This is a genomic window from Psychrobacter sp. H25, assembly GCF_059076335.1.
Genome location: NZ_JCACRV010000001.1, coordinates 2999077 through 3017711 on the forward strand (window position 1 = coordinate 2999077; position 18635 = coordinate 3017711).

Sequence of the window (18635 nt, forward strand, 5' to 3'; positions counted from 1 at the left end):
TCGTGCTGGTCTTTGCCACATGATGAAAGGCGAAGATTAGAGCACATTTTTTATAGTTGTTTCTAATGCCAATTCTCAGGGCTAGCTTTTTTCTTTTATCACGCGCGTGACGTCCGCTGCGCTAACATCGCTGTTGGGTAGACCACCAAAGGTAACGCGCACATAGTTAGTAATACTCGCAATCTGTGCAGGGCTTAAATCTTTTGAAAACCCCGGCATTTTCGGTGCTGTATTAAAGGCACCTTTTGCCCCAAAGGCAATCACGCCAACGAGTGCATCAGGCTTTACGCGGCGAATGCTACTGAGGCCAACGATGGATGCATAACGCGCATCAGGCTGAGCGTAACCATCGACGCCGTGACAGCTGGCACAATGTGCTAAATATAAATCTTTTGGCGAGCTGCTGTTCAAGTTATTATTGCTGCCGCTCTTGTTGGCACTGCTGACAGTATTCGCTTTAGCCTGCGCCAGATAGTCTTTTTGCTCCAGTAAGTCATAAGTAATGGAGTTGCTGGCTGGCTTCGGTAGGCGAGACACATTGACTGGTATGAGATAGTCATCGGTCTTAATGGCTGGGATGACTTTTAGATAAGATGCCATCGCGATCAGATCTTCATCAGTGAGATAGCGCGTGCTATGTGCCACGGCTTCCGCCATCGGTCCGCCCGCATAAGCGCGCTTATCAAGCGTTCCTGTACGCAGGTAAGTCACGATATCCATTTCGCTCCAGCGCCCAATACCAGTGTCGTTGTCAGGGGTGATATTGGGTGCAAACCATTTACCAAGGGGTGCACCGGATAAGTAGCGGTCTTTATCAAGGCCTTGGATTAGATTGCGCGGCGTATGACAAGTGCCGCAATGCTCTAAATTATTGACCAGATACTCACCGCGTTGCTGGGTTTGCGTGAGTCCTGCGCGGTTTTCGGTAGAGGGTACGTTGATGACATTCCATGCCAGCATCAAGCTACGGATATTTAATGGAAAAGGCAGGTGTGTGGTTTTTTCAGGGGGCTTGTCTACCACAGGGACGGTCTGAAAATAAGCAAATAAGGCACTGATATCATCATCTGTCATGCCATGATAGGACGGATAGGGCATCGCAGGATAAATCTGATGATTTGGCGCGCGTCCTTTGCGCAAGGCTTTTTTAAAATCAGCCTCGGTATAATTGCCAATGCCATAGCGCGTCGATGGCGTGATATTGGTCGAATAGATATTGCCAATCGGTGTCTCAATCGGTACACCGCCACTATAGTCTTCACGGTGACAAGCCATACAGTCAGCGCTGCGCGCCACGTAAGCGCCGCGGTTGGCAAGAGGACTATTGGCTGGACTGACATTTGGTAGGGTTATTCTGCTAGGCAAAGTGTCCATTGGCAGGCTGACCGTCTCTGCCATTGCAGCGGTAGCAAGTACGCTCAGCCCTGATGTTAATGCCACTACTGCAGAAAATGACGCAACTGGCATAGCTCTACAAAGCGTCTTTATAATATCCTTATAACTCATCTATATTCCCTTCTAGCAAAATGCCTGATAGTTACTAGTCATTTCTATTAAAATTAAGCAAAGCAATAAAAGCCGATACTTTCAAAAGGGACTGTCGGAGCATTGAAACAGCTACTGTCTGGCCGCTTCCACTTTGATGTTTAACTTTAGGTTTTTGGTCAGTCCAAACCATGCAAATTTGTTTATATTCCACTTTGTGCGATCAATCATCGCGGTAAAGTTACCACCGCAAATCTCCTGTTTGAAACCAACACTTGCGCCACATTCAAACTTGGTGGCCGTCAGGCTAATAGGATACGTCTCACCATGCAATTTAAGCTGGCCATCTACTCGTGTTACCTGTGGTTTCTTAGCCTTATTAAAGTACCATTTTGTTGATTTAAAGCGCGCTGAAGGATGCATTTTTGCATCAAAGAAATCAGGGCCTGTTAAGCTTTTATTAAAAGAGGTATTGCCCGTATTTAGAGAGTCTATCGGTATGATTAATGAGATGTCGCCAGCTCTTAAATCTGGATCATATTGTAGTTGACCGCTAATATTATAAAATCCGCCAGCGGTGGCAGAGCTTTTGAAACGTTCAATGGCAAATTTTATGTGCGTACTGGTGGGATTAATAGAGTAGGTAGCGGCATGACTGTCACTTATGGTACTGACAAGCAGTAATGGCACAATCGATAAATAGTAGACATGCGGGATTTTTTGTCCAATGCATAAGAAGCGCATGGCTACATTCCTTTGTGGGTAATATATAAAGCATGTCATCAAAAAGCACTATCCATAGTGCTAAACAGTGACAAACCAATTGCTCTTCATTATTTATACAGTATTTTTAGATGATGAGTCATATTATTTTGATAAATATATAGAGGTTATATCCGCTTATATTTAAAGCCCTTATAGCTAAAGATTTATTTTAGTTGTTCGGTATTTCGAGAGTAGACAGACGTCTATCAGCATGTTTGCTATTGCTACCTTTGGCGCTACTGACGCTATTGATGATAGTGTCTCTAAACAATAGAGTAGCGAGCGCACAGGCTATGGTCAGCGATAGCAGCATCGAGACTAAGGTATGACTAAAGAAATGGTCGCCAAAGAGCATCTTATACAGTCCCATCGTCCAACCTAGTCCCGTCACTATCGTAAATATACGGTCACGGTATGTGTATAACGATGGTAAAAACGCCAATCCATATAAAGAAAACCCTGCGCTGGCGTGAGCCGCTGGGAAACATCTGGCAGGAGTCGCAGCCACGATGTTTTGCCACAGGTTAAGGTAGGGCAGATCACCGTTAAATGAAACCAAGTCGTTTGGACAGCTCACATGGGTAAAGCCTTTGAGCGTGGCAATGGTAGCCGGTACAATTACCATTATAATCAGTAAGTAGCCAATCTCCCGAACGGGTAGCGGTAGCAGAAATCTATCGAACTTATGGCGATACTGCGAGGCAAGGTCGGGCAAAGGCTGTCTATACTTAATGATTAGCACTACTATGAGGTAGACTGCCAGTAGAATTAATAGAGCTTTGGGTAAATCATAAAAGATAAAAGCATAAGGCTGCGCGCCCTTTTCTAGTAGCCAGTGTCCATTGTTATAAAATAGCTCACTGATGCGTAGGTCCAACTGGCTATGTTCAAACATTATTGTAGCAATGATGGTTACGCACAGTAATTTTAGCCAGAGCCAGGCTGTTGAGTGGTCTTCTACAGTCATAGATACCTCTGTAACGTATGTCAGATAATGATAGATTGCAGCATGACTATTTAATGATGTTTCGTCTGGTTATTGATGTCTCATGTGGCATAGGTTTTGCGATCTACAGTGCTGCTATCTAGGTATTTATCATGCTTTATTAACATAAGACTGATAATGCCATTGTCCATAAAGCAGTTAAAAGACACAGCGACAAGAACTGCGCCGCCGAGCCGACATCTTTTGCTATCTTGGCAAGTGGGTGTTTGGCTGTCGATGTATGGTCGACGCACGCTTCGATACCCGTGTTTAGCAGCTCAACAATCAAAGATAAAAAAGAAGCAACTACCAGCATCATTTTTATACCAATTGAAAAAGGCACAATAATGACAGCAGTAAATAGGGCAATATTGAGCCACACGACTTGTCTAAAAGCCGCCTCAAATTTGTAAGCTGCTTTAAAGCCGTCTATTGAATAGCCAGCAGCTTTTACAATGCGATAAAAGCCCGTTTTGCCTTTTGCGCTCTCTGCAAAGCTATTAGGCGTGAGCGCACTGTGATGTGCTACCTGCTTGATAGAGCAATGCTCGGCTGGCTTGTTTTCAAGATTAATAGGAGTAATTTTATTCATATAGAATTCTTAATGATCTATTAATATCAAGGTGCACTCTCGGCTTGGCACGACCAAAAAAAACAGTCAGGTAAAGTCGATATAGCTTGAGTATAAGACGAGAGAGATTAAGAAAGTGTTAAGAGACTACAAAGAGGCTGGGATACGTGGTAATGAACATTAAATAGAGAAGAGCGTATTTTTTAGATGAGGCTTTTTGGCGCTATAACATGTGCTACTTGTAATAAATACTAAAAGTGCTACCGCCTGAATGATTGGCTTGATGGGTCAGCTGCCAGCCCATATGAGACATGATGCGTTGTACAATGCTTAGTCCCAAACCTGAGCCTTCAACCTTGTGATTGATATCATGCTTCGGTGACAAGGCTGTGCCTTTACCCTCGTCTTGATAGTCATGAGTCAATCGCTCAAATCGCTCGTAGAGTAGAGGCATCATCGCCTCAGGAATACCAAGACCCGTATCAGTGACCATAATTTTTTCGTCATCGATAGTGATGATGACTTCGCCATCATCGGTATACTGAAACGCATTTTTTATCAAATTACCCAATGCCATTTTTAATAGCTCAGGACGCACATAGGCACTATATTCTTGCTCAGCGATTACCTGACACGTGACAGTCTTGTAGCGTAGCAAATAGGTCAATCGCTGCACCTCGGCTAAGACAATGCTATTGATGGATGTTTGCGGTGCATCAAGCTTTTCAGGCGCGCGCGAGAGTAAGAGCAAGGCTGTGATAATCTCAGAAGTCTCACGCGCGGTATCACCAATACGATTGGTAAACTCGGTTAGATGGCTGTCTGTTGGGAGTTGCGACGCTAGCACCTCAGAGGCACCCATAATGATGGTCAAAGGCGTGCGCAGCTCGTGACTGACATCCCCTGTAAACAGTTGCTCGCGTTTTAGATATTGCTCGAGTTTTTGGTTTTTTTCATCGATCGCTCGCGCCAACACCCCGACTTCAGAAGGCAAGTGCGTGAGTTCCGTTAAGTTTTTATGATCGCTCTCAACCGCTTGTTTTAGATCGAGTAGGGGCTTGATGATCTGTTTGGAGGACAGATGAGAGAATATAGCTGCGATAAGTAAACTCAGTATTACGGCCACTTTGAGCGTGTCCGCAAAAATATCTTCTAAGTTTTCAAAGATTTCTAACACAGGGTAGTGACTCATCACTATCTCAACCCCTTCTATGTAGGTCAAAATATATGCTTGATCGCCTTGCTCATACGCAAAAAAGTGTAGATGGGTGCGCTTCTGCTCAGTGCCTTTGTTAACAGTGCTTTTATTAAGAGTAACGTCAGTTTCTTGCACGGTGTCATTCGCAGAGGCTTGCAGACTGACTGGTGCATAATCATAGCGGTAGATTTTAATGCCTGGGTCAGCCGTATAAATAGGCTGATCGCCATGTTTTTCTTGACTCATCTCCAGCTGTTGCAATAGACGTGCTTTGACCAATTCTCGCTCTATTCTGCTTTCTGCATACAAAAAAATGCTGACAAAAGCGCTGCATAGTAGTAAGGCAAATATAAAATAAGAGAAGCGAAACTTATTGGCGATTGAGTGTATGTTGAGCATAGAGGCACTTATATAGTAAAGCGGTATAGTAACGATAGGGGGTAAGGGTTTGTGGCACAAGATATATCTTCAATGAGCACGAGCGCTTTCGAAGTTAAGTGGGATCTATCACCTGATAACCTACACCAGGCAGGGTGATAATCATAGGTTTATCGAATGGTTTATCGACCTGCGCTCGCACGCTATGCATATGGGTGCGTAGCGCATCACTACTTGGGATGTCTTGCCCCCATACTTTTTCTTCAATCTCGTATTTGCTGACGACTCTCGGTGCGGCACTCATTAGGATATGCAGTATTTTAAATCCAGTTGGTGTGAGCCTAATGGATTTTCCTTCGCGTATAATAGTATGCTCGCTGTTATTCAATGATAGCGCACCCACGGCGATACTGTGTACAAAATGATCATCCTCATGACGACGTATGAGCGCTTTTATACGACATTCTAGCTCAATCAACGAAAAAGGCTTGACCAAATAATCATCAGCGCCGCTATCAAATCCTGCTACTTTATCTAAAAGCGTATCGCGCGCAGTGAGCATCAGCACTGGTGTCTTGTCGTGCAATTCTTCTCTGAGCTTTTTGCATAATTGCGTGCCATTCATACCTGGTAGCATCACATCGAGCAATATCACGTCATAATGATTGCTTGAGGCGAGTGTGAGCCCACTATAGCCGTGATGTGCGTTGTCCAGCTCAAAGCCTTTGGGCTCAAAAAACGCATAAATGTTGGCGACAATATCGGGATTGTCTTCAATAACGAGTATCTTATACATAATGCTGACCTAAGAAATAGTGGTTGCTTAAAGGATAACGCAATATAAAAACAGGTTAGTGATGCACGTTAAAAAAGGTTGGTGCACCTTTGACCTCATTGGTTGTAATGCCAAAAAAGCTCAGCAACGTCGGCGTAATAAAATCATGTGACACCGGCTGACTGCTCATACTAGAGAGACTATCTGCATCGATGTTATTACTGTCCGGTGACCAAATTACCGCAGGAACATGTTTTTGGGTATCTGGTGCAAATGTATAAGGCAGACCATGCAAGTAAATATTATTTTCACCCAAACTTTCTCCATGGTCACTCATATAGACCATGACGACATCATAATCTTGTTCATAAGGTTTTAAGGTATCAATCACGTTATTCAAGAAATAATCAGTGTAGCGAATGGCGTTATCATAGCCATTTATTACAGACTGGGCATCACATTTCGACAGCTCATTGGTCATACAGACAGGTCTATAGGTTTCAAATTCTTTAGGATAACGCTGGTAATAAGCAGGGCCATGATTGCCCATTTGGTGCAACAAAATAAGCGTGTCTTTAGGCATCTCTTTCTGTGAGCTGCCTGACTTAACCAGTGTATCAAAACCATCAAGCATACCAATATCTCGGCATTCAATATCACAATTTGGATTGGTATCAGCCGTCTTGTAGTCCTCAAAAGTCACACGATCAGCCACACCTTTAGAGCTAGAGTTATTGTCTCGCCACACGACATTGATCCCTTGCTTGCTGAGTGTATCGAGTACGTTTTCGTTATACTTAGCGGTATCTACGTCGTAGTTTTCTCGATTGGTATAACTGAACATACAGGGTACGGAATAGGCGGTCGATGTGCCGCAAGAGACCGCGTTTTTAAAACTATAAAGGTTTGATTGCTTTGAGAGCAGCGGCGTGGTGTTGCGTGTATAGCCATTTAAACCAAAGTGATCCGCTCGAGCAGTTTCGCCAACCACAAACACCATCAGTTTGGGTTTTGCAATGCTGTTGTCAGGGGTTAATCGCCTTGCATCTGTCGCATGCAGCGTGAAAGTATCAGGACGGCGCAGCTCTTTAATATAGTTTTCGCCAAGTTTTAACATTGAGTAAATAGGCGTAATCGGGTTGGCATAAGAGCGCACTTCTTTATGCTGACGAAAGAAGCTGGCGTACTGATCACCAAAGGGTAAGAGACAAGCGGCGATGACTGCGATAGATAATATCAGTGTAACTGTTTTTTGTAGAATGCTGAGTTGCCAGGTAAAGCGCTTTAAGCGAATTTTGCTAATAATAAACGCTGGCAACACCCCCAATATCAGCACTCGAATCACCAGACTGGGTGTGAACAATCCCATCGCTTCTGCTTGATCGGTCTCCATGCTATTGATTAGCATATTGGTGTCAAATATCGTTCCGTAAGCATCAGTAAAATAACCACAGATGGCGGCAGTAATCAGCAGCGTTATCAACACTGGCTTGGCAATCTGGCGATAGCAAAGCAGCTGTAATACTAGCCACATCAGTCCAAATAGCACACCCGTAATAGACAGTATAAAACCTATGTTTTTGATAAATGGATAGACATTTAGCACCTGCTCGAAAAATCCAGTATTAGCAGTCGCGACCAAATACAAGGCAGTGGTAATCAGAAGATAACTGAGATTGACTTCACGATGATATGGCTGACTTAGGAAATGGGTTTTTCCACGAGCTGTGGGCGTATTTATTTTGACGGCTTGAGGTATTGACATACAAGAACTTCTCAACAAAATGGTAGGAAACGTCATTCCTTACCGTACCAAACGGGCTGTTAAGAAGGTGTTAAGGTGGTATCTCTGATACTTATGCCAATAGAAGAGAGGTTGAATGGTTCGTTTAGACGTGTGTTAAGACGTTCACTGATAGATGCTATAGCATACTCAAATTATTCGGGGTTCATCATAGCCATTAGCTGAGGCTTGTTCTTTATGGTAATAAAGCCATAGTGCATATTGATAATGGTCTGTTTTTGCCATGATTGAATGATTTTATTGATGGTCTGTCGGGTGGTACCGAGCATGAAGCCAAGCTCCTCTTGCGACAAGCGTAGATCTATTTTTATATCAGCGCCTACCTGCTTGCCATAAGTGCCAATCAGCCCGATGAGCATACTAGCTAGTCTTGCGGATGTATTTAGCGAGGTCGCATTATCAATCCATTCAAAGGCTCTACGTATCCGCCCGCAGGTAATGAGCGCGAGATGCTTGTACAAAATCGGATGCTGCTCAGCGGTGTGGATCACTGCTTTTCTAGGGATGGACAGTAAAGTAACCTTGTTTGTAGTCCACGCATCATGGGTACGAGGGTTGTCATCGATGATAGATATCTCACCAAACCAATCGCCACTAGACAGATGGGTAAGGGTCATGGCGTTTCCGCTAGCGCTTACATTACAAACCCTGATCGTCCCTCCTAGAACTAAGTGTAAGGCCGCATCATCATTATCACCAACCGCATGAATCATCTGGTTTTTTTGATACGTTTTGAGCACAGCGCTATGTGCCAGTTGTGTCTGGATTTCGGCTGGCAAGTGAGTAAACCAAGGGTCATTATCTAGATGATGAGTGATATTCATAAGTGTAATGTTTTTGACAGATTTGGGGTTACAAAATAGTGTAGAGTGATGTTTCAGGATATCTACAATTGTAAAGGACTATACAATGCAAACAGCTATGGACACCACCACACAAACGCATTCAACCTCGAGTGTACACCAAAACATGAGCGAGCAAGAGTGGGAGATGCGCGTCAATCTTGCAGCTTGTTATCGCATCATTGCCTCTTATGGCTGGGATGATTTGGTATTCACGCATATCTCAGCCCGCGTTCCGGGTACTGAAGACGAGTTTTTGATCAATCCGTACGGAATGTTATTTGAAGAGATTACCGCATCTAACCTAGTCAAAGTAAACAAAGCTGGCGAAAAAGTAGCGCCATCAGAATTCGATGTCAATCCAGCAGGGTTTATCATCCATAGTGCGGTGCACGAAGCTCGTGACGATGCCCACTGCGTGATTCATTTGCACACAAACGACGGTGTTGCCGTATCTGCACAAGAGCAAGGCTTATTACCCATCTCCCAACAATCGCTATTTCCTTTGTCTAATCTAGCGTACCACGGCTACGAAGGCGTCGCGCTCAACCCAGAAGAAAAAGTTCGTTTGGTCGCTGATTTAGGTGACGCTCACTTTATGATTTTACGTAACCATGGTCTGCTGACGTGTGCCGATACCGTGGCCAATGCGTTTTTGTATATGTATATCATGCAACGCGCTTGCGAGATTCAGATAAAAGCGCAGAGCGGGGGCGGTGCATTGACACCGATACCAGCTCAAATATTGGCAGGTATTCAAGCGGCATCCGAGGAAGTCACGAGAGGCGCAAATGGTGATATCGCATGGCCTGCACTGTTAAGAAAACTACGTCGCACTGACCCATCATTTGAGGAGTAAGCCAGTAATGATGACCTTGGACGAATGGCAACGACAGGGAGAGTATTTGACTGTTGATGGTCAGCAGATTTTTATACGGCATGCAGGGGACAAAAGCGCGCCTGCATTGCTACTGATTCATGGTTATCCTAGTGCAAGTTGGGATTGGGAAGGGATGTGGGATGCGCTCACTGAGCGCTACTATGTCATCACACTCGATATGCTAGGGTTTGGATTGTCAGATAAACCAAAGAATGCTCGCTATCTAATCAGTGAGCAAGCTGATATTTGTCAGGCTGTTTTGCGCCAATGCGGCGTCAGTGACTATCATATATTGGCGCATGACTATGGCGATACCGTGGCTCAAGAACTGCTATCAAGGCAAGTACATACCGATAATGAGTTCTATATTGGTAGCGTTTGCTTTTTAAACGGTGGTCTGTTCCCTGAAACGCACAAACCGATCTTAATTCAAAAACTATTGATCTCTCCATTAGGCTCTTTGGTATCCAAACTGATTACCAAGCAGAAGTTTGCTCGCAGTCTGCAGCGTGTCTTTGGGCCCAGCACGCCACCTACACCTGATGTCATCGATACTTTATGGCAGCTACTAACTCACAATGAGGGTTTGGCAGTGATGCACAAACTCATTAACTATATGCCGCAGCGTAAGCAATATCGCGAGCGCTGGGTAGGCGCTATTATAAAGAGTACGGTACCGGTTAAATTGATCGCTGGCGCTAAAGATCCGATATCAGGTCAGCACATGATGGATCATTATCGTACGTTGATTCCCAATGCTAATGTCACCGAAATGCCGATGTTGGGTCATTATCCGCAGATCGAGGATGCTGGAGCGATAACCACTGCCTATCTACAGTTTAGAGACACTATTTAAAGGTAATATTTAGATACACTGTTTAAAAATACTATTTAAAAACACTGTAGTCTAAATAGAAGTTGTATTTGTCACACAGTTTTACTGTCAAAAAGCGCAGGTCATCACATGATGCCCTGCGCTTTTTATGTATGGTAAGTATGAGTTAAAAGTACAAAAAATCTCTAAATCTGATTTGATTCATTACTGCTGTTAAATGATCCGCTCACGATTACGGAATCAAACTGTCTACGAGCAGTTGAATACTCGTACTTAATGCCTCATTAGCGAATTTTTTGTTTCTTAAGCTATGACTACAGACCGCTTCAATTTGGGTGGAAAAGTCAGAGTAGTGCTGGGTAACTGCCCAAATATGAAAAATCAAATGAATAGCAGAAACAGATTTAATCTTGTCATCTGCAATCCACCCATCAATCACTGCCACCTTTTCTCGAACCAAATATCTTAAAGGTCCCTTCAGCACCCCCATTAAGTGAGGTGCTCCTTGCATGATCTCTAATGCATATAGTCTCGATGCTGCAGGTGACTTCTTTGAAATCTTGTATTTTTCTTCAATATAAGTTTTTAGTGCATCTCTTGGATCTTGGTTGATGTTGATATTGCTTAAAGGGGACAACCACTCACTGAGTACCGTTTCTAGAGCAGCAATATAAAGAACCTCTTTGTTTTTGAAGTAATAAAATATATTCGATTTAGAAATATCAGCTTCTTCAGCAATCCTCTCCATTCGCGCGCCATTTAGTCCTTCTTGCGAAAAGACAATCAATGCAGCATTGATAATATGCGCTTTTTTCTTTAGTACTTTTGAGCTTGTTTCCGTCTCTTCTTTTAGCACGCTGTCTTTCACTGTCATGTCCTTCATTATAGAGTTGCATAAATCGAATTGTAGATGATCGTTGATTGAATTTAAAAAAGGAGCGAAGCCCTCGGGTATAAGCGCCACTTATTGGCCCACATATTGCTCTTATCAGCGATGAATATCCTATTCGTCTATAAGGCTGTTGATTATAGAAATCGAACTTACGAGTGTCCTATTTACCGTTAATTAATCTCACCCCATTCAGATTACCACCAAAATTCACTTTTCAAGTGTTTCTGCACTATTTTATAACAAACTGCACCGTTTTATAACAGTGTGCACTATCACTATGCATTTTTTTAAACCATATGGTCTAAAAAATTTATGGATAAAATTTAGTAAGTTATTGATAAATATAAATAAAAAAATATGGCATAGGTTTTGCTATATAAAAAAACATAAAAGAATTTTTATTTCTTTTATAGCTATCTTCTTTCTTCTCGAAATTTATAGGTGACCTCATGGAAATAGGTATTTTTTGTCCGATTGGCAACAACGGTTGGTCAATTTCAAAAAACGCGCCGCAGTACAAGCCAACATTTGAGCTTAATAAGCAAATTGTGCAACGTGCTGAGCACTATGGTTTTGATTTTGCGCTCTCAATGATCAAGCTACGCGGCTTTGGCGGGGAGACGGAGTTTTGGGATTATAACCTCGAAAGCTTTACTTTGATGGCAGGACTTGCGGCAGTCACGTCCAAAATAAAAATCTATGCCACATCAGCAACGTTAGTGATGCCGCCCGCAATCGTAGCGAGAATGGCATCGACGCTTGATAGCATCTCAAACGGACGGTTTGGACTGAATGTCGTGACTGGCTGGCAAGAAGCAGAATATGGACAGATGGGAATGTGGCCAGGCGATGATTATTTTGGTAAGCGCTATGACTACTTATCTGAATATGTACAAGTCCTAAGAGACCTGTGGGCGACCGGCCAGTCTGATTTGAAGGGTGAGTTCTTCCAGATGGATGACTGTCAAGTGAAGCCTATTCCACAAGCGGATATGAAGATTATCTGTGCGGGTCAATCAGATACAGGGTTAGCGTTTTCTGCAAAACATGCTGATTACAACTTTGTTTTTGGTAAAGGTCTAAACACACCTACCGCTTATGCTGGTATCAATGACCGATTAAAGGTACACACGGATAAGACGGGCCGCAATGTTCCCACCTATGTGCTCTTTATGGTTATTGCAGATGAGACCGATGAAAAGGCGCAGGCAAAATGGCAATCGTACAACGATGGTGCGGATTTTGAAGCCATTGATTGGCTGCAGTCACAGGGCGGTAAGGACAAAACCTCAGGCAAAGATACCAATATTCGCCATATGGCCTCAAGCGTTTCGCCAGTCAATATCAATATGGGTACGCTGGTCGGCTCTTTTGAAAACGTAGCCAGCATGTTAGACGAAGTTGGTGAGATACAAGGTACTGATGGCGTCTTACTTACTTTTGATGACTTCGTACAAGGTGTTGAGGATTTCGGCAGTAAGATCCAGCCCTTGATGAAGAGCCGCATCAATGTCGATACCCCAGTTGCCAGCCAAGCTGTCAGCGAAGCCTAATAAAAGGAGTGGATATGAATTCGGTTAATACCATTTGTGCAGACTTTACCAAGGAATCCTCTCCTGTCTTAGAGTCGTTGCCTGAACCTATCAAGTTAGACCCCTCACAGACGGCATTGATCGTCGTGGATATGCAAAACGCTTATGCCAGCCAAGGCGGTTATCTAGATTTGGCTGGGTTCGATGTCACAGCAACCAAACCCGTCATCGATAAAATCAAGCAAGCGGTGGATATTGCGCACCAAGCTGGCATACAAGTCATTTACTTCAGAAATGGCTGGGACAATAAATATGTGGAAGCTGGTGGTAGTGGATCGCCTAATTATCACAAATCAAACGCCCTAAAAACCATGCGTAAAAACCCCGAGATGGAGGGAATGTTATTAGCAAAAGGGGGCTGGGATTATGAGTTGGTCGACGAGCTTAGCCCTGCGCCTCAAGACATCGTTATAGATAAACCTCGTTATAGCGGCTTTGCGAACACCAACTTAGATAGCGTATTGCGGTCACGGGGCATACGTAACTTATTACTCACTGGTATAGCAACCAACGTCTGTGTTGAATCTACGCTTCGAGATGGGTTTTTTCTTGAGTACTTTGGGGTGTTGTTAGATGACGCTTGTTATCAAGCAGGACCAGTAGAGGCTCATGAGGCCACGCTATATAACGTAAAAACCTTTTTTGGTTGGGTATCTGATGTTGCCAGCATGCAGCAGTGTTTTACAGATAGCTAATGCTTTGAATAGCCAACTAAGAAACCAAAACCAAGCGTTTCACACTTAATCCAACCACACTAGGAATGTAGATATGTCCAAACAAGTGATTATCCCTGAAGGTACTAGCAAACCATTAGCACCTTACGTACCAGCGACCAAGGCCGACAATATCGTCTATGTCTCAGGCACCTTACCCTTTGATGAAAATAACGATGTCGTACATGTGGGCGATGCCGCCGCCCAAACTCGCCATGTCTTAACGACGATCAGAAACGTGATCCAAACGGCTGGCGGCGATATGGATGATGTGACCTTTAATTCGATCTTTGTAAAAGATTGGGCAGACTATGACGCCGTCAATCAAGTCTATGCAGAGTTCTTCCCCAACGATAAGCCAGCAAGATTTTGTATTCAATGTGGACTAGTAAAGCCAGACGCGCTAGTCGAAATCGCTTCAATAGCACACGTTGGATAAAACAGCCTATTTAAAAACTGCAGTTAGTGAGTTTAAAGTTACCTAACATTCAACCCCCTAGCATGTAACCGTAGTAGGGCGATTTAGTTGACCACATATGTAGTGGAATATTGTTTAAAAGGAAATGACAGATGAATACAGTAATTAAAGAAAGCCAAGCCACGCAGTCCTCATTAATGAAACATAAATCTAAAGAATCATTCACCCCTACGGCAGATAACTTAACTGACATGCAAAAAACGTTTAGAGAGGCGATGAGTAAGCTTGCAGCTGCCGTCAATATTATCACCACTGAAGGGCCTGCAGGGCGAGCAGGGTTTACAGCCTCAGCGGTATGCAGTGTCACTGACGCACCGCCAACCCTATTGGTATGTTTGAACAGAAATGCTTCTGTATACCATACCTTTAAAGAAAACATGGTGCTATGCGTCAATACGCTTGGTCTTGAGCATCAAGATCTCAGCGGAGTATTCGGCGGTAAGACGGCTCCAGAAGAAAGGTTTGATCAAGGCAGTTGGTCCACGCTAGCAACAGGATCGCCTGTATTAGAGGACGCTATTATCTCTTTTGATTGCAAAATCAAACTCATCAGCTCGGTGGGAACCCACGATATTCTCATTTGTGAAGTATTGGATATCAAACACAAGCCCGATTGTGAAAGTCTCATCTATTTCAATCGAGACTACCATCGATTAAGTAAGTGCAAAAAATAAGTATCACACCTCTACTTTTTTAAGGATATTTGAAATGGACAAATGGTTTGTTAAATGGCGTCCCTACACTGGGAACCTAGAAACGACACCGGTAGGTATCAATGAGTACTTACCAATGGGTAAAAGTGTTGTTTTGGGCGCACAGCATTCATTCGCAATGTTTGGTGCGACAATCTTAGCCCCACTGCTGATGGGATTTGATCCGAGCTTAACCATGCTGATTACTGGTATAGGCACGATACTTTTCTTCCTTATTACGGGCGGTCATGTACCCAGTTACTTAGGCTCAAGCTTTGCATTTATCGGAGCGGTAGTAGCAGTCACAGGGTATAGCGGCACGGGTATGAATCCCAATATCGGCATTGCGCTTGGTGGTACCGTGGTCTGCGGGATTTTATACGCATTGATGGGTCTACTGGTGATGAAGACAGGTGCAGAGTGGATTGAGAACTTGATGCCCCCTGTGGTCACTGGGTCCATCGTCATGATTATCGGTTTACACTTAGCGCCTGTCACCATACAAAGCGTCATCGGTAATAGCTTTGATTCTTGGATGGCGTTGGTCACTGTGTTGTGTATCTGTGCAGTCGCCGTATTTACCACAGGTATGGTAAGGCGCTTGTTACTGTTAATAGGACTGGTAGCGGCATATTTTGTTTACTTCCTCTTAACCAATGTGATGGGAATGGGCACGCCTATTGATTTTGCGCCAGTAGCGAGTGCGGCTTGGTTCGGCATGCCAACGCTATATTCTCCTGTATTTGAAATGAGTGCCATATTAGTGATTGCGCCTGTCTTTATCATTCTGATCGCCGAAAACCTTGGGCATTTCAAAGCAGTAGAAGCCATGACTGGCAAAAGTATCTCACCGTATATGGGTAGAGCGTTCTTCGCTGATGGTCTTTGTACCACGCTCTCGGCTTCGGTAGGCGGTACTGGTATGACGACTTATGCAGAAAACATCGGCGTGATGGCAGCGACCAAAATCTACTCTACCGTTGTCTTTGTCATAGCAGGTGTTTTTGCCATTTTATTGGGCTTATCTCCTAAATTTGGCACTTTGATTAGCACCATCCCTGTGGCTATCTTGACGGGTGCCTCAATCGTAGTCTTTGGTCTAATTACGATCGCTGGTGCGCGCATTTGGATGAATGCAAAAATTGATTTCAGTAAGAATGGCAACATGTTGGTCGCTGCAGTGCCAGTGATTTTAGGAACGGGTAACTATTCATTAAACATTGCTGGCTTTGATTTGGGCGGTATCGGCACCGCTACTTTCTTAGCAATTCTTATGAACCTCGTTTTCAACTTCAAAAACAAACCAAAAGCGGCAAGCGTAACCACTGATAAAGAAACCGCTACAACAGAGCCGCTCCTAAAGCTCAACACATAATTTTAAACCCCTGTTTTATATCAATTTGAGGAATCGTGTCATGAATGCAGAACCACACAACGTACAACAACTAATCAATGGCGAATTTACAGAGTCAGCTACCACAGAGTGGATTGATATCACCAATCCAGCCACTCAAGATGTGATCGCCAAGGTACCACAATCTACCCCTGAGGAAATCGAGCAAGCTGTTAAAACGGCATCTGAGGCGTTTCAGAGTTGGCGTACCACACCAATCAGCAAACGAGCTCGCATCTTTTTGAAGTATCAAGAGTTGATACGTGCGCATATGGATGAGCTGGCGGCGCTACTGACTGAAGAGCAAGGAAAAACGCTGGCAGACGCTAGAGGTGATGTGTTTAGAGGGCTTGAGGTTGTAGAGCATGCAGCAGGTATTGGTAATCTACAGCAAGGCGGCTACATCGAAAACGTCGCCAGCAGCGTCGATATGTATACCGTTCAGCAGCCAATAGGCGTCTGTGCAGGTATTACGCCTTTTAATTTCCCTGCCATGATCCCGCTATGGATGTTCCCAATGGCCATCGCCACAGGCAACACTTTTATCTTAAAGCCATCTGAACAAAACCCAATTGTCACCATGAGACTGGTTGAGTTAGCGCTTGAGGCAGGTATCCCAAAAGGGGTGCTAAATGTGGTTCATGGTGGCAAAGATACCGTGGATGCCCTATGTGATCACCCAGACATAAAAGCGATGTCTTTTGTTGGTTCAACCGCAGTGGGTAAGCATGTTTATGACCGAGCAGGTCAAGCGGGCAAGCGTGTACAGTGCATGATGGGTGCAAAAAACCATGCCGTTATCATGCCAGATGCCAACAAAGAACAATGCTTGAACCAGTTAGCAGGGGCAGCGTTTGGGGCAGCAGGGCAGCGATGTATGGCACTGTCTGTTGTCGTCATGGTTGGCGCGTCTAAACAATGGGTCGATGATATTGTAGAAAAGTCATCACAACTGGTGGTTGCTGCTGGCAAGGACGACAAAGACTTAGGCCCTCTCATATCCAAACAGGCCAAAGCCCGCGTTGAGCGTTTAATCCAAGCAGGCGTGGATGAAGGCGCAACCCTCAGACTAGATGGTCGCGGCTGTCAGGTAGAAGGTTATGAAGACGGCAACTTTGTTGGTCCGACTATCTTGGACAACGTAACCACTGATATGAGCTGCTATACCGAAGAAATATTTGGCCCTGTCTTATGTATTGTATACGCTGACACGCTTGAGGAAGCAATTCAAATCATCAATGCCAATCCAAACGGTAATGGTACCGCGATTTTTACCCAGTCTGGAGACCATGCACATAAGTTCCAACAAGACATAGACGTCGGACAAGTAGGTATCAATCTACCGATTCCAGTACCGCTACCTATGTTCTCGTTCACAGGGTCTAGAGCCAGTAAGCTCGGCGATTTAGGTCCGTATGGCAAGCAAGCAGTACAGTTCTATACACAGACCAAAACTGTGATCTCGCGCTGGTTCGATGAAGATGCGAGCAAAGGCGTCAATACGACTATTTCTATGAGCTAGACCTACGGCATAGCAAACCTAGAAAACCATGTCAGAGCGTGTCATTAATTAAGCCCTAAAAATGGCACGCCCTACATGACAACATACAAAAGCAAATATAAATGCAAATGGTGGATTTTATGAACATCAATACGATACCAGAAATCATTGAAGATATTAAAGCAGGAAAAATGGTCATACTCATGGATGATGAGGATAGAGAAAATGAAGGTGACCTCATTATGGCAGCAAGTCTTGCTAAGCCTGAAGATATTAACTTTATGATTACACATGCAAGGGGTTTGGTTTGTTTGACACTGACCTCTGAGCGCTGCAAACAATTAAACTTACCGTTGATGTGTAAAAACAATAAAGCACCTTACAGTACAAATTTTACCGTTTCAATTGATGCCGCAAAAGGCGTCAGTACTGGCATATCAACGGCAGACAGAGCTCAGACTATCAGAACCGCTGTGTCCCAAGACGTTACCTGTGATGATGTTGTAACCCCAGGACATATTTTCCCACTCATGGCTAAAGAAGGCGGTGTCTTAGAGCGTGCGGGTCATACTGAAGCAGGTTGCGATCTGACGAGACTGGCTGGCCTCGAGCCTGCTGCAGTCATCGTAGAGATCATCAATCAAGATGGTGAAATGGCTCGTAGAAATGATCTTATCAAATTTGCCGATACCCACAATCTAAAAGTCGGGACCATAGATGAGTTAATCAAATATATTAAGTCTCAAGAGGGTGTCGATAGTAAAGGCAAAGTTGAATATATCGAAGAAGCGCTGGCACATGAGTATTGTGAAAGCGATGAGCGCATCGCTGAGCCAAGTTAGTAAACCTAACGTAA

General features: G+C 44.0%; 17 protein-coding genes and 1 pseudogene. 9 read left to right on the forward strand and 9 right to left on the reverse strand.

Annotation, left to right across the window (positions count from 1 at the left end):
- Positions 1–81 precede the first annotated feature (81 nt).
- From AC5JPO_RS12255 to AC5JPO_RS12290, 8 genes are all read right to left on the reverse strand, one after another.
- The gene (locus tag AC5JPO_RS12255) at positions 82–1398 is read right to left on the reverse strand and encodes a c-type cytochrome (protein WP_493854034.1); all 1317 of its coding nucleotides are present in this window, start codon (positions 1396–1398) and stop codon (positions 82–84) included.
- Between the two features lie 219 nt (positions 1399–1617).
- Entirely contained in the window at positions 1618–2229 is a 612-nt protein-coding gene (locus AC5JPO_RS12260; protein ID WP_493853961.1) for a YceI family protein, read from the reverse strand.
- 190 nt (positions 2230–2419) lie between these two features.
- Positions 2420–3217 carry a PAP2 family lipid A phosphatase gene (locus AC5JPO_RS12265; protein ID WP_493853962.1) on the reverse strand — a complete coding sequence of 266 codons (798 nt, stop codon included), beginning with the start codon at positions 3215–3217 and terminating at the stop codon, positions 2420–2422.
- Positions 3218–3356: 139 nt separating this feature from the next.
- Entirely contained in the window at positions 3357–3818 is a 462-nt protein-coding gene (locus AC5JPO_RS12270; protein ID WP_443527141.1) for a diacylglycerol kinase, read from the reverse strand.
- A gap of 223 nt (positions 3819–4041) precedes the next feature.
- Positions 4042–5403: a sensor histidine kinase gene (locus tag AC5JPO_RS12275; protein ID WP_493853963.1), complete on the reverse strand. Its 1362-nt coding sequence runs from the start codon at positions 5401–5403 to the stop codon at positions 4042–4044.
- A 94-nt stretch (positions 5404–5497) separates the two neighbouring features.
- Positions 5498–6178: a response regulator transcription factor gene (locus AC5JPO_RS12280; protein WP_443527100.1), complete on the reverse strand. Its 681-nt coding sequence runs from the start codon at positions 6176–6178 to the stop codon at positions 5498–5500.
- Positions 6179–6233: 55 nt separating this feature from the next.
- On the reverse strand, positions 6234–7922 hold the full coding sequence (locus AC5JPO_RS12285; RefSeq protein WP_493853964.1) for a phosphoethanolamine transferase: 1689 nt from the start codon (positions 7920–7922) through the stop codon (positions 6234–6236).
- Positions 7923–8095: 173 nt separating this feature from the next.
- A complete protein-coding gene (locus AC5JPO_RS12290) occupies positions 8096–8785 on the reverse strand; it encodes a Crp/Fnr family transcriptional regulator (RefSeq protein ID WP_319051635.1) in 690 nt (229 codons plus the stop codon).
- Between the two features lie 85 nt (positions 8786–8870).
- Here AC5JPO_RS12290 and AC5JPO_RS12295 point away from each other — a divergent pair, with 85 nt between their 5' ends.
- A complete protein-coding gene (locus AC5JPO_RS12295) occupies positions 8871–9662 on the forward strand; it encodes a class II aldolase/adducin family protein (RefSeq protein ID WP_493852183.1) in 792 nt (263 codons plus the stop codon).
- A gap of 7 nt (positions 9663–9669) precedes the next feature.
- Complete coding sequence (locus AC5JPO_RS12300; RefSeq protein ID WP_493853965.1) at positions 9670–10539, forward strand: alpha/beta fold hydrolase; 870 nt, start codon at positions 9670–9672, stop codon at positions 10537–10539.
- A 211-nt stretch (positions 10540–10750) separates the two neighbouring features.
- On the opposite strand, the gene AC5JPO_RS12305 is transcribed toward AC5JPO_RS12300, so the two are convergent.
- Positions 10751–11386 (reverse strand): TetR family transcriptional regulator C-terminal domain-containing protein, encoded by a 636-nt coding sequence (locus tag AC5JPO_RS12305; protein ID WP_493842756.1) that lies wholly within the window; start codon positions 11384–11386, stop codon positions 10751–10753.
- 473 nt (positions 11387–11859) lie between these two features.
- Here AC5JPO_RS12305 and rutA point away from each other — a divergent pair, with 473 nt between their 5' ends.
- The 7 genes and pseudogenes from rutA to ribB all read left to right on the forward strand — a co-directional run.
- Positions 11860–12963 carry a pyrimidine utilization protein A gene (rutA, locus tag AC5JPO_RS12310; RefSeq protein ID WP_493853966.1) on the forward strand — a complete coding sequence of 368 codons (1104 nt, stop codon included), beginning with the start codon at positions 11860–11862 and terminating at the stop codon, positions 12961–12963.
- 14 nt (positions 12964–12977) lie between these two features.
- Positions 12978–13697, forward strand: a complete 720-nt coding sequence (gene rutB, locus AC5JPO_RS12315; protein WP_493853967.1) for a pyrimidine utilization protein B — start codon at positions 12978–12980, stop codon at positions 13695–13697.
- Between the two features lie 73 nt (positions 13698–13770).
- Positions 13771–14154 (forward strand): pyrimidine utilization protein C, encoded by a 384-nt coding sequence (rutC, locus tag AC5JPO_RS12320; RefSeq protein ID WP_493853968.1) that lies wholly within the window; start codon positions 13771–13773, stop codon positions 14152–14154.
- A 131-nt stretch (positions 14155–14285) separates the two neighbouring features.
- On the forward strand, positions 14286–14867 hold the full coding sequence (rutF, locus tag AC5JPO_RS12325) for an NADH-dependent FMN reductase RutF (protein ID WP_493853969.1): 582 nt from the start codon (positions 14286–14288) through the stop codon (positions 14865–14867).
- Between the two features lie 34 nt (positions 14868–14901).
- Positions 14902–16260 (forward strand): solute carrier family 23 protein, encoded by a 1359-nt coding sequence (locus tag AC5JPO_RS12330; protein WP_493853970.1) that lies wholly within the window; start codon positions 14902–14904, stop codon positions 16258–16260.
- A gap of 40 nt (positions 16261–16300) precedes the next feature.
- Positions 16301–17800 carry a CoA-acylating methylmalonate-semialdehyde dehydrogenase gene (locus AC5JPO_RS12335; protein ID WP_493853971.1) on the forward strand — a complete coding sequence of 500 codons (1500 nt, stop codon included), beginning with the start codon at positions 16301–16303 and terminating at the stop codon, positions 17798–17800.
- 119 nt (positions 17801–17919) lie between these two features.
- Positions 17920–18528: pseudogene (ribB, locus tag AC5JPO_RS12340) on the forward strand (3,4-dihydroxy-2-butanone-4-phosphate synthase); the annotation flags it as partial.
- Positions 18529–18635: the final 107 nt, after the last annotated feature.